The organism is Cryobacterium sp. PH31-O1 (genome assembly GCF_030063455.1).
GTDB lineage: Bacteria > Actinomycetota > Actinomycetes > Actinomycetales > Microbacteriaceae > Cryobacterium.
Map to the genome: position 1 here is coordinate 93051 of NZ_JASITB010000004.1, position 13774 is coordinate 106824.

At 66.0% G+C, this 13774-nt stretch carries 15 protein-coding genes and 1 riboswitch; of the genes, 7 read left to right on the forward strand and 8 right to left on the reverse strand.

What is annotated here, in order from left to right:
- Window positions 1–68: 68 nt before the first annotated feature.
- Window positions 69–755: a helix-turn-helix transcriptional regulator gene (locus QMK31_RS09665; protein WP_283500739.1), complete on the reverse strand. Its 687-nt coding sequence runs from the start codon at window positions 753–755 to the stop codon at window positions 69–71.
- A 140-nt stretch (window positions 756–895) separates the two neighbouring features.
- Between QMK31_RS09665 and pdhA the strand changes: the two genes are divergently transcribed.
- From pdhA to QMK31_RS09685, 4 genes are all read left to right on the forward strand, one after another.
- A complete protein-coding gene (pdhA, locus tag QMK31_RS09670) occupies window positions 896–1969 on the forward strand; it encodes a pyruvate dehydrogenase (acetyl-transferring) E1 component subunit alpha (protein ID WP_283500740.1) in 1074 nt (357 codons plus the stop codon).
- A complete protein-coding gene (locus QMK31_RS09675; RefSeq protein ID WP_349361555.1) occupies window positions 1966–3000 on the forward strand; it encodes an alpha-ketoacid dehydrogenase subunit beta in 1035 nt (344 codons plus the stop codon). The genes pdhA and QMK31_RS09675 overlap by 4 nt, the downstream gene beginning before the upstream one ends.
- Window positions 3000–4310, forward strand: coding sequence for a dihydrolipoamide acetyltransferase family protein (locus QMK31_RS09680; RefSeq protein ID WP_283500741.1), 1311 nt, complete (start codon window positions 3000–3002; stop codon window positions 4308–4310). Before QMK31_RS09675 ends, QMK31_RS09680 begins: the two co-directional genes overlap by 1 nt.
- Window positions 4311–4374: 64 nt before the next feature.
- Window positions 4375–5097: a helix-turn-helix transcriptional regulator gene (locus tag QMK31_RS09685; RefSeq protein ID WP_283500742.1), complete on the forward strand. Its 723-nt coding sequence runs from the start codon at window positions 4375–4377 to the stop codon at window positions 5095–5097.
- On the opposite strand, the gene QMK31_RS09690 is transcribed toward QMK31_RS09685, so the two are convergent.
- Genes QMK31_RS09690 through QMK31_RS09700 form a run of 3 tightly spaced genes read right to left on the reverse strand, consistent with a single transcriptional unit; the run spans window position 5094 to window position 7403 of the window.
- The gene (locus QMK31_RS09690) at window positions 5094–5321 is read right to left on the reverse strand and encodes a putative acetyltransferase (protein ID WP_283500743.1); all 228 of its coding nucleotides are present in this window, start codon (window positions 5319–5321) and stop codon (window positions 5094–5096) included. The two genes, QMK31_RS09685 and QMK31_RS09690, sit on opposite strands and share 4 nt — an antisense overlap.
- Window positions 5318–6016, reverse strand: coding sequence for a potassium channel family protein (locus QMK31_RS09695; protein ID WP_283500744.1), 699 nt, complete (start codon window positions 6014–6016; stop codon window positions 5318–5320). Before QMK31_RS09695 ends, QMK31_RS09690 begins: the two co-directional genes overlap by 4 nt.
- On the reverse strand, window positions 6009–7403 hold the full coding sequence (locus QMK31_RS09700; protein ID WP_283500745.1) for a TrkH family potassium uptake protein: 1395 nt from the start codon (window positions 7401–7403) through the stop codon (window positions 6009–6011). The genes QMK31_RS09695 and QMK31_RS09700 overlap by 8 nt, the downstream gene beginning before the upstream one ends.
- Before the next feature lie 148 nt (window positions 7404–7551).
- On the opposite strand from QMK31_RS09700, the gene QMK31_RS09705 reads away from it, so the two are divergent.
- On the forward strand, window positions 7552–8109 hold the full coding sequence (locus QMK31_RS09705; protein WP_283500746.1) for a hypothetical protein: 558 nt from the start codon (window positions 7552–7554) through the stop codon (window positions 8107–8109).
- A gap of 282 nt (window positions 8110–8391) precedes the next feature.
- Here the strand turns inward: QMK31_RS09705 and QMK31_RS09710 are convergent, their stop codons facing one another.
- Together QMK31_RS09710 and QMK31_RS09715 are read right to left on the reverse strand one after the other, a co-directional pair.
- Window positions 8392–9096: a phosphatase PAP2 family protein gene (locus QMK31_RS09710; protein ID WP_283500747.1), complete on the reverse strand. Its 705-nt coding sequence runs from the start codon at window positions 9094–9096 to the stop codon at window positions 8392–8394.
- 172 nt (window positions 9097–9268) lie between these two features.
- Window positions 9269–10546, reverse strand: coding sequence for a multidrug effflux MFS transporter (locus tag QMK31_RS09715; protein ID WP_283500748.1), 1278 nt, complete (start codon window positions 10544–10546; stop codon window positions 9269–9271).
- A gap of 186 nt (window positions 10547–10732) precedes the next feature.
- Between QMK31_RS09715 and QMK31_RS09720 the strand changes: the two genes are divergently transcribed.
- Window positions 10733–11602 (forward strand): NAD-dependent epimerase/dehydratase family protein, encoded by an 870-nt coding sequence (locus QMK31_RS09720; protein ID WP_283500749.1) that lies wholly within the window; start codon window positions 10733–10735, stop codon window positions 11600–11602.
- Between the two features lie 229 nt (window positions 11603–11831).
- Complete coding sequence (locus QMK31_RS09725; protein ID WP_283500750.1) at window positions 11832–12713, forward strand: thioredoxin domain-containing protein; 882 nt, start codon at window positions 11832–11834, stop codon at window positions 12711–12713.
- Window positions 12714–12846: 133 nt separating this feature from the next.
- On the opposite strand, the gene crcB is transcribed toward QMK31_RS09725, so the two are convergent.
- Together crcB and QMK31_RS09735 are read right to left on the reverse strand one after the other, a co-directional pair.
- Complete coding sequence (gene crcB / locus QMK31_RS09730) at window positions 12847–13227, reverse strand: fluoride efflux transporter CrcB (protein ID WP_283500751.1); 381 nt, start codon at window positions 13225–13227, stop codon at window positions 12847–12849.
- The gene (locus QMK31_RS09735) at window positions 13224–13682 is read right to left on the reverse strand and encodes a CrcB family protein (protein ID WP_349361559.1); all 459 of its coding nucleotides are present in this window, start codon (window positions 13680–13682) and stop codon (window positions 13224–13226) included. The genes crcB and QMK31_RS09735 overlap by 4 nt, the downstream gene beginning before the upstream one ends.
- Before the next feature lie 17 nt (window positions 13683–13699).
- Window positions 13700–13769, reverse strand: a riboswitch (Fluoride riboswitch).
- Window positions 13770–13774: the final 5 nt, after the last annotated feature.

Here is a 13774-nt window from a genome sequence, read left to right on the forward strand (position 1 = left end):
CCGAAGCGGCACTCACCCTCAGAATGAGCTTTGCCCCTGCGCGACACGGCTACAACCGCAAAAGACCGTTAATAATGTTTTGTGGGGATGCTCGTGTGATCTGTCGACACGGTGGCGGTCGGTACCGCCGTGGCGATCACGTCGATCACGCAGCGGTGTGGGGCGTCGATGAGGTTGAGACCGACCGCGCGCAGCGGGCCGTCGGCCTGTTCCAGCACTCCCTGAATGAGCCGATAGTGCACACCGCACACCTCAGGGTGGTCTTTGACCATCTCAGAATACGGGCAGTCGTGCAGGTGCAGTTGTTCGCCATTGGACGCAACGCTCGCATCGAAACCGGCCTGGTCGAGGTGGTCGTCGAGGGCGTCAAGCTGACGCTGCGCCGCAGGGCCGGTGCACCCGGCCAGGGTGGGCTGGCCCGCGGGAAGAAGCGGCAGCATCCGTCGCAGTTGTTCGGCACGCGCCTGCGCGGCGGCAATTTTGCGGCTGCGAATGGAGCCGAGTTCGGTGCCCGCCCCGCTGGCCGCGCTGTAGAGCATCTTGGGGCGCCCTTTGCTGTCGCGGGGTTCGGGCGCACAGGTAACGAAGCCATCGTTGATCAGGCGGTCGAGGTGTTCGCGCGCGGTATTGTGGTGCAGCCCGGCGGCCTCGGCCAGGTCGTTCACCGTCATCGTTCCGCGGCTCTGCAGCTGGTAGAGCAGGTTCATTCGGCTCAGGCTGGCGAGCGTTTTGTAGCTGGGGGGTTGGGCGGCCATGTTTCATTATCTCTTCTGACAGACGCAGAAACCGATCTGGCCAATTTTTTACACATCTGTTCAGATTCGCATTTGAGAGGAAACCTGTGCGATCAAAGGAATAGGGTTGTTAGACGAAGTCAGCAGGAAAGTGGGAAAGAATGGCAGCCAAAGCCCGCACACGGCCCAAGCAAGTTGAGGCGCCGGGCGGTGAACCCGCCGACACCCTGCGTGAGTATTACGAACGGATGTCGCTGGTGCGGGCCTTCGAGCTGCGCTCCAGCGAGATGTATGCCCGGGCCAAGATCGGTGGCTACTGCCACCTGAATCTTGGGGAAGAGGCCACCGTGGTGGGCCTGATGGCCGCCATCGAAACCCGTGACTACCTGTTCACCGGTTACCGCGACCACGGCTACGCCCTGCTGCGCGGCCTGTCGCCCGAGCGGGTCATGGCCGAATTGTTCGGCAAGTCCACCGGAATCTCCGGCGGGCGCGGCGGCTCGATGCACCTGTTCGACAGCGAATCACGCCTATTCGGCGGGTACGGCATCGTCGGCGGCCAGATTCCGCCGGCCACGGGTGTCGCGCTTGGCCTGACCTACCAGCAGAAGCCCGGCCCCGATGCCGCGGCCGTCATGTGCCTGCTCGGCGATGGCACCACCAACATTGGTGCATTCCACGAGTCGCTCAACCTGGCCGGCCTGTGGCACCTGCCGATTGTCTACGTCATCGTCAACAATGGCCTCGGCATGGGCACAACGGTGGAGAAGGCCGCGGCCGAACCCGACCTCTACAAGCGCGGCGCTTCCTACCGGATTCCCGGTGTGCGCGTCGACGGCGACGACGTGCTCGCCGTGCGAGACGCCGCCCGCGAGGCACTTCAACAGGCCCGTGAGTCCCGCCAGCCGGTGCTGCTCGAGGTTATGTGTTATCGCCTGCGCGGCCACTCGGTCGTCGACCCGGCACGTTACCGCTCGGCCGAAGACACCACCATTGCCCAGGATTCCGACCCGGTCCCGGCCTTTCGGGCCCAGTTGATAGCCGCCGGCGTACTCAGCGAAACGGATGCCGCCGCCATCGATGCCGACGCCGAAGCGCGCACCACGGCCGCCGTCACCTTCGCCGACGAGAGTCCAGAGCCGCACCCCGACGACCTTTTCAAGTACGTATACGCGACATCGGTGGCCAACGCGCCATCCGCTCTGCCAGGAGAACCCGTAATGGACGCACTGTGAGTAACACCGAAGCACCCGACCCCCAGGCCACGCGCATGATCACCTACCGGCAGGCACTCAACGAGACGTTGCGGGCCGAACTCAGCCGCGACGACAAGGTCATCCTGATCGGTGAGGAGATCGGCGTCTTCGAGGGCTCCTACAAGATCACCGCCGGCCTGCTCGATGAGTTCGGCCCCGAACGCGTGCTCGACGCCCCGATCGCCGAAGAGGGCTTCGTCGGCGCTGCCATCGGCGCCGCCATGATCGACATGCGCCCGGTCGTTGAGATCATGACGATCAACTTCAGCCTCATTGCGATCGACCAGATCGTGAACCATGCGGCGAAGATGCGGTCCATGTTCGGCGGCCAGGTGTCGGTACCGATGGTTATTCGCATGCCCGGCGGCGGCGGCCAGCAGCTCGCCGCAACCCACTCGCAGAACCTCGAGGTCTGGTACGCGCACATTCCGGGGCTCAAGGTGCTCGCACCCTCGACCCCGGCCGACGCGAAAGCACTGCTGGCTGCGGCCATTCGCGACGACGACCCGGTGATCTTTCTGGAAAATCTCTCGCTCTACAGCGCCAAGGGTGAAGTACCAGACGGCGAGCAGGTCGCCGAGATCGGCAAGGCCGCCGTCGTCAAGACCGGTACCGACCTGACGATCGTCAGTTATTCCCGCGGCACCACCACCGCCCTCGACGTCGCCCAGCAGCTTCAGGCCGAGGGCCTCTCCATAGAGGTTGTCGACCTGCGCAGCCTCCGGCCGCTTGACCGCGACACCATCTGCGCCTCCGTTCGAAAAACCGGCCACGCCGTCATCTTTGAAGACGACTGGCTCAGCTATGGAATCGGTGCCGAGATCTCGGCCACGATCGGCGAGAGCGTCTTCGACTTTCTGGATGCCCCGGTGCGCCGCGTCGGCGCCGCCGAGGTGCCGCTGCCCTACGCGAAGGCCCTCGAGCTTGCCGCGCTGCCCAATGCAGCCGCGCTTGCCAAGGTCGTGCGTGAGGTCCTGAACGTTTCACCCCTCCCAGTTGGAGCCCACTAATGCCCGATGTCATCATGCCCCGCCTCTCCGACACCATGGAGGAGGGCGAACTCAGCCGTTGGACCAAGCAGGTCGGCGACGAGATTCACAAGGGTGATGTGCTCGCCGAGATTGAGACCGACAAGGCCACGATGGATCTTGAGGCCTTCGACGACGGCATCCTCGAACAGCTGCTGGTCAAAGCCGGTGCCCTCGTGCCGATCGGCGCGCCGGTGGCCCGCATCGGAGACGGCAGCAACATCGTCACGGGTGACGCAGCGCCCGCGGCTCCGCTTGCCGCGACTCCCCCTGCGACTCCCCCCGAGGATGCCGCCGCTCCGGCTGCCCCGGCTCCGGCTGCTCCGGTTGCCGCGCCTGCCCCGGTTGCCCGGGTTGCCGCGCCTGCCCCGACTGCCGCGCCAACCCGAACGGGCGAACTGCGCACCTCCCCCCTGGCCCGCAAGATCGGCCGGGAGCACGGCATCGACCTACACAGCATCGCCGGCACCGGCCCGCAGGGTCGCATCACCCGCACCGACGTGGACGCGGCAATCGCCGAGCAGGAGTCCGTGGGCCGCGAGGCCGGCAGCGCACCCGCGCTGGCACCGGCATCCGCTTCACCGCTGCCGAGCACGACCGGGCCGACCGATTCCGTCGATGTGCCGGTCAGCCGCATCCGCGCCGTCACGGCCCGCCGACTCACCGAGAGCCAGGCCGTGCCGCACTTCTTCCTCACCAGCGTCGTCAACGTGGAACGCCTCGTCGCCTTCCGCGCCGACGTCAATGAGTCGCTCGCCGCGCTCGGCACCAAGGTAAGCCTGAACGACCTGTTCGTGCGGGCCAGCGCGGTCGCGCTGCGCGCGCACCCCGAAGTCAACGCGTCCTGGGGCGACGGCGTCATCCGGCGCCACCACCACGTCAACGTTGGCGTGGCCGTCGCGACCGACGACGGACTGCTCGTGCCCGTCGTCGCCGACGCCGACCAGAAATCTCTCGGCGCCATCGCCGTCGAGACGCGCGCCCTGGCCGGTCTGGCCCGCACGGGCAGCCTGTCCCTCGGCCAGATGACCGGCGGAACCTTCACCATCAGCAACCTCGGCATGTTCGGCATCGACTCGTTCACCGCCGTGTTGAACCCGCCGGAGGCCGGCATTTTGGCGATCGGCGCGGCGAGCGACGTGCCCGCCGTGCGGGACGGCGTTCTGGTAGCCGTTCCCACGGTCAAGATCACCCTCACGGTCGATCACCGGGTGCTCGACGGTGCCGTCGCTGCTGCGTTCCTGCGCGACCTCGTCACCCTGCTCGAGGAGCCGCTGCGCATCGTTCTGTAGCCTGCGCGCGTGCCGCGGCATTAAGAGCACACTACTGCTTATAAATCAGGGCTACTGTTGAATCGTGGAATCCGAAGAACGCACACCCGCCTGGCATGCCGCGCTCGCGTCGCCGATTCGGCGCAGCGTGCTCGACTTCCTGGTCGAATCCGGCGTACCGCAGGGCGCAGCGGATGTCGCCGCCCAGATGAACCTGCACATCACCACCGCCCGGTTTCACCTCGACTCGCTGCTGGCGGCCCGGCTGATTGAACGCGAACCCGACCGTTCCGGCCAGCGCGGGCGACCGCGCATCCGCTTCACCGCCATGCCCGCCGCCCACGATGACCCGCAAACCCAGCTCAGCCACGCGCTCGCGAGCGTGCTCACCGAGGACGACGACGGCGGCAGGGCCCGGGCCATCCGGGCCGGCGAGAAGTGGTCGGAGGCATTCGCCGGCGGCCTCGCCGCCGGGGCCGGTACTGGCGCCGCGCCGCTGGTCGACCTGCTCGCCCGGCTCGAATTCGCCCCCGAACTCGACGAGGCCCAGCAGACGATCGCACTCACGACCTGCCCGTTTCGCGAGGCGGCTCGCGAGAACCCGACCGTGGTCTGCTCCGTGCACCTCGGGCTCATCCAACGGGTGGCCCGCACGCTCGGGCAGGACGACACAGCAATCGCGCTGCGCCCCTTCGTCGGCCCGCACCTCTGCGTCGTCGACCTCGGTAGCGACTGGACAGCGCGGCCGAGCCCCGAAGCAGCAGCCGCTCTCGACGACGTCAGCACCAACCAGGCCCCGAAAGCCTAAGCCCGTCGTGGGCGCGGCGCCGGCGCGGGCGGTACGTTCTTTGCGGCCACCACATCCTCCATCGCGAGCGTGACCAGGCCGCGTTTGGTCTCCACCGAAACGGATGCCGCGCTCCGCTCCCGCAGAAACCCGAGCGCGTCGGTGTAGCCACCCGGGATGCGGGTGCGCACGACGACACGGGTGCCGAGCGGGGCATCCGCTAGAAAAGCGAAGGGATCGCTCACCGCATCAGGCTGTACTCTTCGACCCGCGCGGACTCCCCGGCGATGAGAATGATGTCGCCGTCTTCGATCACGGTGTCAAGCGACGTGTAACTCCAGCCGGTGCCGGGACGGTAAAACGCCGTCACGGTGATGCCGTAGCGGGCGCGCACCTTGGCCTGGCCGAGTGGAATCCCGATCAGCGACTTCGGCGGCGCGGCCTTGACCAGCGCAAAGTTTTCACCGATTTCGATGTAGTCCTGCATGGCGCCGCGCACGAGATGGGCTACCCGCTTGCCCATATCCTTTTCCGGCGAGATAACGTGGTGCACCCCCAGCTGGGTGAGGATTTCACCGTGTGGGTCGCTGACGGCTTTGGCCCAGATGTTCGGGATGCCGAGCTTGAGCAGCAGACTGGCGGTGAGGATGTTCGCCTGAATATCACCGCCGATGGCCACGACCACGCTGGAGAAGTCGGGTACCGACAGCTCTCGAAGGGTGGCCTCCTTGGTAGAGTCTGCCCGCACCACGTGAGTCAGTAGGCCATTATGGGCCTGCACGACTTCTTCGTCGCCATCGATGCCGAGCACCTCGGTGCCACTGCGCATGAGCTCAAGCGCCAGAGCGCTGCCGAAACGTCCAAGCCCAATGACGACGACCGACTCGGCCTCCGCAATGCGGGCAGTGTCGCGATGGCCGAAGAATGAGTATTTAGCCAATGATCGGCCTTTCCTTAGGGAGTTCGAAGGTGGTGTGGCGCTCGCGCAGGGCGATGGCCGAGCCAATGGTGATCGGGCCGAGCCGGCCAATGAACATGAGCACAATAAGGACCAGCTGCCCCTCCCACGGAAGTCCTGCGGTGATTCCCGTAGACAACCCGACAGTCGCAAAGGCCGATATCGCTTCGAACATCAGCACGTCCATGGAAAGGTCGGTCATGAGCATGAGCGCGGCTGTCGCTGCGATAATGACGCCAACCGCGAGCAAGGCGATGGTAAGCGCTTCGCGGTGCACCGCGCGCGACAGCCGCTTTCCGAAGACGTTGACGGCGACTTGGCCCCGTAGCTCGGTCCACAAAATGAAGAAGAGCACGGCGAAAGTCGTGATCTTAATTCCGCCCGCCGTGCCGGCCGGGCCGCCACCAATCATCATGAGCACGTCCATACCGAGCAGGCTGGCGGAGTCCATCTGGCCGATATCGACGCTGTTAAACCCGGCGGTTCTGGTCTGCACCGACTGAAAGAACCCGGTGAGCAACTTGCCCGGCCAGTCCAGCGCACCGAGGGTATTTACGTTGGACCATTCAATGGCGGTGATACATATCGTTCCGAGAATGAGCAACGTAATCGTGCCCGCCACGACGATGCGACTGTTCATGGTCCAGGTGCGCAGCGACCAGCGCAGCGGATGCCTCGCCTGCTCGCGCAGGTGCCGTCGGAGCTGCACGATCACGGGAAAGCCCAGCCCACCAAGAATGATCGCGGCGCTAATGGGCAGGCAGATCCAAGCATCCGTCGCGTAGCCCATGAGACTGTCGCTGAACAGCGCGAAGCCGGCGTTGTTGAAGCTCGACACGGCGTGGAACACCCCCAGCCAAAGTGCCCGACCCACCGGCTCGCCGTAGCCGAGCATGAAACGCAGGGAAAGAACGAGTGCCACCGTGATCTCGATGGCGAGGGAGATGCGCACGACGCCGAAGACCAGTCCCTTGACGTCGGCGAATCCCACGCTTTTCGTTTCAGCCGCGGCCGTCATGCGGGAGCGCAGCGAGAGCTTGCGGGAGATCGCGAGGCCGACGACCGACGCGAACGACATGATTCCGAAACCGCCGATCTGGATGAGCAACACAATCACGACCTGCCCAAACGGTGTCCAGTACACCGCCGTATCGACGACGGTCAGCCCGGTGACGCAGACGGCGCTGGTCGCTGTGAACAGCGCCTCAAGGAACGAGGCCCCGCCGGGTCCCACCCGGGCGTTCGGCAGCATGAGAAGCGCGGTGCCGACCAGAACGGTGACGGCAAAGCCGGCGACGACGACCTGCGCCGGATGGAGGCGGTACCGCTTCGCTGTGTTGCCGCCTACGCGGACGGCCCGTGAATGCACGAAGCCAACTCTACGCTGAGCCGGCCGCCGGGTTCTCTCGAGTTCTGAGCGTTTACTCGCTCTAGAAGGATTCGTCTACCCCCGCGGCGCGGTACAGAAATACCACCCGAAGTGCGGGATACTCAATCTAGGGGGGCATACGAAATACATGGTGCGCAAAGGGCTTGAACCGGCAGATAGGCACGTTCTGCGACCCCGGGAACAGCTGGCGTCCCGGGCGATCATTGCCGCGCTGGCGTTGCTGGTACCCCTGTTGATTGTGCTGTACTGGCTCACCGTGCCGCTCGACACCTGGATGTTTGTGGCCGCCGTTCAGTTCGGGCTGACCATTCTCGCCGTCGTGGCCGTGTTCGGCGTGCGCAGGATGCGCGTCACCGTCAGCGCCGCGCAGTTGGAGAGCCGCAACCTGATGGGTCGGGTGACCACGATCGACGCGAGCGCGATCACCAGCGTCGTACTCGTCAACCTGTACCAAAGCGGAACGCTCGACACGCTCCCGCACCTGTACCTGCTCGACGCCGACGGCGAGGTTGTGCTGCGCCTCCGGGGCCAGATCTGGCCTCGATCGGGCATGGAAGAACTGATCGACACGCTCGGGGTCGCGGTCGTGCGCCCGCCCGACCCGCTCACCGTCGCCGATCTCGGCCGCCTCCGGCCGCAGCTGGTGCGCCGGTGCGCGCGACGCACAGCCCGCCAGGGCGTCTAGTGACCCCGGCCCGACGCGATATCGACCACTCGCGCGAGCGTTGACGTCGTGCGGCGGCTGCCGAGTTCGGCCCGATCGGCGGGGGAACAGGCCCGATACAGCGCGGTGGTTTCGGCTCCCCGGAGCGCACCCGGTGGCTGGGTCGTTACTCGTGCGTTGCGTACAGGTATGCACCGACCATGACGATTCCGTTGCTGGTCGACCCGGGCAGGGCGGCGCGCGGAGCTGGCCGGCCGAGCTAGTCCCACCAGAACGATACGTCTCCGTTGCGCCGGGCTTTCATCATGATCTGGCGGCTTTGTGGCGCTGACGTTCCAGGCGTCGACGGTCGGCGAGTTCACGTTCGCCGTCGAGTTTGGCGGCGATCGGTGCCCACAGCACGATGGCGATGCCGGCACCGAGCAGCAACCCACCGATGGTGTCGGTGAGCCAGTGCGCGCCCAGATAGGTGCGGCTCAGAAGCATCACGATCGTGTACGCGGCACCGGCGATCCCCACCCACAGCCGCGGAAAGATTATGAAGAGGCAGGCCGCCATGGTCGCCGCGTTCGCGACGTGACCGGAGGGAAACGACCCGAAATCTGAAGTGACCAGCATGTCCTCGGGGCGCGCGCGCCCGAAGACCTGTTTGAGCACCTGCACACCGCCCGCGCTCAGCACGGTTGCCACGATGTAGTACCCCGCCGCCCAGGGCCGTTTGATCAGCACGACGATCAGGGCGATGGCCAGCGGTACGACGAGCACACCGAACAGGCCGCCGCCGAGGGCGTTCATGAACAGCGAGGGAACCTCCCAGATCGGCGAGCGGTGCTCGATGATCTCGTCCATCCACTCGGTGTCGACCTCGAGGGCGAGGCCGTTGGCGCGCACGACCACGACGAGGCCCAGCAGGGCGGCGAGTGCCACAGCGGAGAGCCCGCTAATGACGGGCCAGCGACGGGAGATACGGCGGGAAGCGGGGTCTGCGGCGCGTTCCGGTTTACTCATCCCGCCATAGTAGAGGAGCACCCCGCCATCGACCCCGCAACGTGCCGCCCCCACCATCCGCACTCTGCATTTTGGACGGGGCCCGGGCCCCGTCCCCGGGCCCAGTTTATAGACTGGGCCCGGGGCTACAACATGGGCCCAGTCGGCGAAAATCTCAAGTGGGCGCGCCGACTCAGCGGTCGAGTGCCGGCACGCGGCTCGGGCGTACGATGAGCCAGAGCGAGAGAATCGAGATCACCGCGGTGACGCCCATAACGGATGCCATCGGTAGCGCCGTTCCCACCCCGAGCACTCCCACAATCGGCGAGATCAGACCGGCCACACCGAAGTTGGCCGCGCCGAGCAGTGACGCCGCGGTTCCGGCCTCGTGTCCGTGGGTGTTGAGCGCAATGACCTGCACGCTCGGCAGGGTGAAGCCGCAGGCTGCGATGAAGAACCAGAGCGGCACGAGGGTGCCCCACAGTCCTATGCCGGCCAGGTCGAGCAGCACGATCGCACCGGCGGTGGCGACCAGCACGACCGTTGAGACCGAGAGGATCCACTGCGGCCCGATGTTGAAGCGGTGCATCAGGCGCGAGCTGAGCTGAACCCCGGTGACGACGCCGAGGGAGTTGACGGCGAACAGCAGACCGTACTCCTGCGGGCTGAACTCGTAAACTTTCTGGAACAGAAACGGTGACGCCGACAGGTAAGAGAACAGACCGGTGAAAGTCATCGCCCCGATAATCGCGACGCCAACGAAGGTGCGGTCGCTCAGAACCGCCTTGTAGCGCTGGCCCAGGGTGTTGTGCCCCTTCGCGTGACGTTCACTTTCGGGCAGGGTTTCCACGATCCAGAAGGCGACCGCCAGAATCACGATGACGCCGTAGGCGGCGAGCATCCAGAAGATGCCGCGCCAGTTCATGACCAGCAGCAGCTGCGACCCGATCACCGGAGCAAGCACCGGAGCGAGTCCGCTGACCAGGGCGAGGCGGGAGAGCATGCGCACGAGCGGCTTGCCACCGAACAGATCGCGCACCATCGCCATCGCAACGACAGCACCGGCCGCTGCCCCGAACCCCTGCAGCACGCGGAAGATGGCGAGCATGACGATCTCGTTCGACAGCGCGGCACCGACGCAGGCGAGAATGTGCAGCCCGGTCGCGAGCATGAGTGGCAGCCGACGGCCGACCTTGTCGCTCCACGGCCCCACGACCAGCTGCCCGAAGCCGAAGCCGATCATGGTTCCGGTCAGGGTGAGCTGAATGACCGACGGCAGCACACCAAATTCTTGCTCCAGCGTCGGAAACGCCGGCAGGTACAGGTCGATGGTGAATGGGCCGAGCGCGGTGAGCGCCCCGAGAATGAGAATGTAGACGATGCGCTGGCGGCGAGTCAGTTTATCCCCGGGGTGCTCGGCGGTCGAGGCGAGTTGTGCGGCGCTAACCACGGGAATGCTGGCAGTAATCACGAAAGCGGATGTCCTTGGCTGGTTGGGAAGGCGAGGCGGCAACTGCACACCCGACCGTTCTGAACGCAAGGCGGGGTAGACCGCCAGTATTCCCAACTTCGCGAAGTCCGCGACCAGATCCGGCAGGTCGCCGTGATAGGTTTCCCGGGTTCCTGCCCTAATTCACTCGATCGTTCTGGAGTCCCCATGAGAATCATCGTCACCGGAGGAAGCGGAAAACTCGGCCGCAGCGTCGTTGCGCGACTGGCCAACGAAGGCCATGAGGTGCTCAACCTGGATCGGGCCGGCACGCGCGGCCCCGGTTATCTCAGCATCGACCTCACCAACTATGGCGAGGTTCTCGATGCCTTTCACGGTGTCGACGACACCGCGACCGGCTTCGACGCGCTCGTGCACCTGGCGGCAGTACCGGCCCCTGGCCTGCGCCCTGATGCGGCAACGTTCCACAACAACATGCTCACGAGCTACAACGTTTTTCAGGCCGCGAGTCGGGTGGGAATCACCCGCATCGTCTACGCGTCGAGCGAAACGGTGCTCGGCCTGCCGTTCGACATCGACCCGCCCTACCTGCCGGTCGATGAAGAGTATGCCGCCAGGCCCGAAAGCACGTATTCCCTGGCCAAACACCTCGAAGAACAGATGGCCATTCAGCTCGTGCGTTGGGACCCGTCGCTGAGCATCACCGCGCTGCGCTTCTCGAACGTGATGGACCCCGAGGATTACGCCGCTTTCTCCGACTACGACGAGAAGGCGCAAACCCGCAAATGGAACCTGTGGGGCTACATCGACGGGCGCGACGGCGCCCAGGCTGTGTCCCGAGCGCTCGCGACGGCCGGACCGGGCTTTGAGGCCTTCATCATCGCCGCAGCCGACACGGTATCGAGCCGGTCCAGCTCCGATCTCGCCGCTGAGGTGTTTCCCCGGGTCGGATTCACCCGGCCGGTAGCCCAACACGAGACCCTGCTCTGCATCGATAAGGCCCGCCGGCTGCTCGGTTACGCGCCCGAGCACAGCTGGCGGGACCACGTCCAGCTCCCCCGCGTGCCCCGTGGTTAATTCAGGAGATCCGAGCCGGGGCGTGCCGGCATCCGCTGCCCGACACGCAAAACGGATGCTGCCCGCCGGGATTTTTCTGAATTACCCACGTCTCGCAGCGGGTACCCTGGCGAAGTCTTCTCCCAGCCGGCTCCCAGCCAGTCTGGACCGGACCATTAGGCAGGACCGCTAACGTCATAAGAAAAGGCTGCCTCGGCAGCGCAGCGACGAACGAACGGTGAACTTTCGCATGAGCACTTCCGGCCCGGCCCGACCGCCCAAGAAAGACCGCCGTGAGGAAGCCCGCGAAACTGCTCGCCTCATGCGGGCCGAACAGGTCAAGCGGGACTCCCGTCGTCGCCTCTTTCTGCGCGGCGGAATCGGTATCGGGCTGCTCGCCGTCGTCGCCATCGTCACCCTCGTCATCGTCAACAACGTCAACGCACCGACGGCCCCCGGACCGGCGAACATGGCCAGCGACGGCATTCTGCTCGGCAGCGACGGCACCACGGTGTCCGCCGCCACGACGCCCGCCCTCGAAGCCGACGCCGACCCGACGGCCACCGATCAGAGCGCACTGGCCGATACGGCCAACATCGTCATGTATGTCGACTATCTCTGCCCCATCTGCGGCAATTTCGAGAACACCAACGGCGAGCAGATCACGAGTTGGGTCACCGCCGGCAACGCCACGGTCGAGGTGCACCCGATTTCGATACTCGACCGGCTGTCGTCGGGCACCGAATACGCCACCAGAGCCGCCAATGCCGCGGCCTGCGTCGCCAACTACGAACCGAATAAGTTTCTCGACTTCAACACGGCGATGTTCGCCCAGCAGCCCGCCGAGAATTCGAGTGGACTGACCGATGCCGAACTGACCAGTTTGGTCGACGGGGCCGGGGCGACCGGGGCCGAGGTCGCGAGCTGCATCACCGACCAGACCTATTCTGGCTGGGTCGACGCGTCGACGCAGCGCGCTCTCGACGGGCCCATACCCAACTCCGACATCGAGCAGGTCAAAGGAACCCCAACAATTTTGGTCAATGGTGTGAGTTACACCGGCTCCTTCACCGACGCCGCCGCCTTCGAAGCGTTCGTCACCACGCAGATGACCACCGCAGCCGGCGAGTAGCCCTCGCCCACCCACAATCGCGCGGCGTGGGACCTGCGGCGCTTTTGGACGGGGCCCGGGCCCCGTCCCCGGGCCCAGTTTATAGACTGGGCCCGGGTTCATAACCTGGGCCCGGCGCGAGCAACCCCCACGACTAGCCGAGCACGAGACCCGCCCACAGGCCGAGCGCAGCAGCAGCAACGGATGCGACAAGCATGCCCACACCGTTGGCCAGCGCGGCGAAGTAGCGGTGCGCCTGCGCCAGCCGCACGGTTTCGAAACTGGCCGTACTGAACGTCGTGTACCCGCCGAGCAGGCCGACGCCGAGCACGAGGCTCCACTCCGGAGCGAGCAGGTGGTTCATGGCCAAACCCGTGACGAGTCCGAGCAGCAGCGACCCGCTCACGTTGATGATCGTGGTGCCGTAGGGGAACGCCCCGCCGAGGCGGCTGCGCACGAGGCCGTCCAGAACGAAGCGGGCGGCCGCACCCACGCCGCCAGCGGCAGCGACACCCAGGAACAGGAGCGGGGTCATCCGTTCTCCCCCCGAGCGGATGCCTGCCGGTGCAGCGCCGCGCCCAGCACGATGCCCAGCCAGGTGGCGAGGCCGCCGAGCAGAACCGAACCGAGGGCATAGGCCACGGCAAGCGGAATGTCCCCGCCTTGCAACAGCAGGGCGCTGTCGGTGGCGAGCGCACTATAGGTCGTGAAGCCACCGAGCAGGCCGGTGCCGAGCAGCAGGCGCAGGTAGCGGCGACCACCGGCGTCCCGCCCGCGGCGCACAAGGGCCTCAAGCAGCAGCCCGAGCAGCAGGGCGCCGAGCAGGTTGATGCCGACGGTGGTCAGCGGCAGGCGGGCACCCGCGGCGACATCGAACGGCAGCAGCACACCGAGGGCCTCACGCAGGGCAGTACCGGCGGTTCCGCCGAGAAAGACCAGGCCGAGGTAGGGCCAGGTCAGGTGCGCAGGCCGCGGTGTGATCGTGTCGATGGTTCACCTACCCGGTGCAATCAGTAGGAACCATCAGCGCGGGCAGTTCGAGCGGATGCTCCGGCGGGATCCATCGCCGTGGCCAGAATACA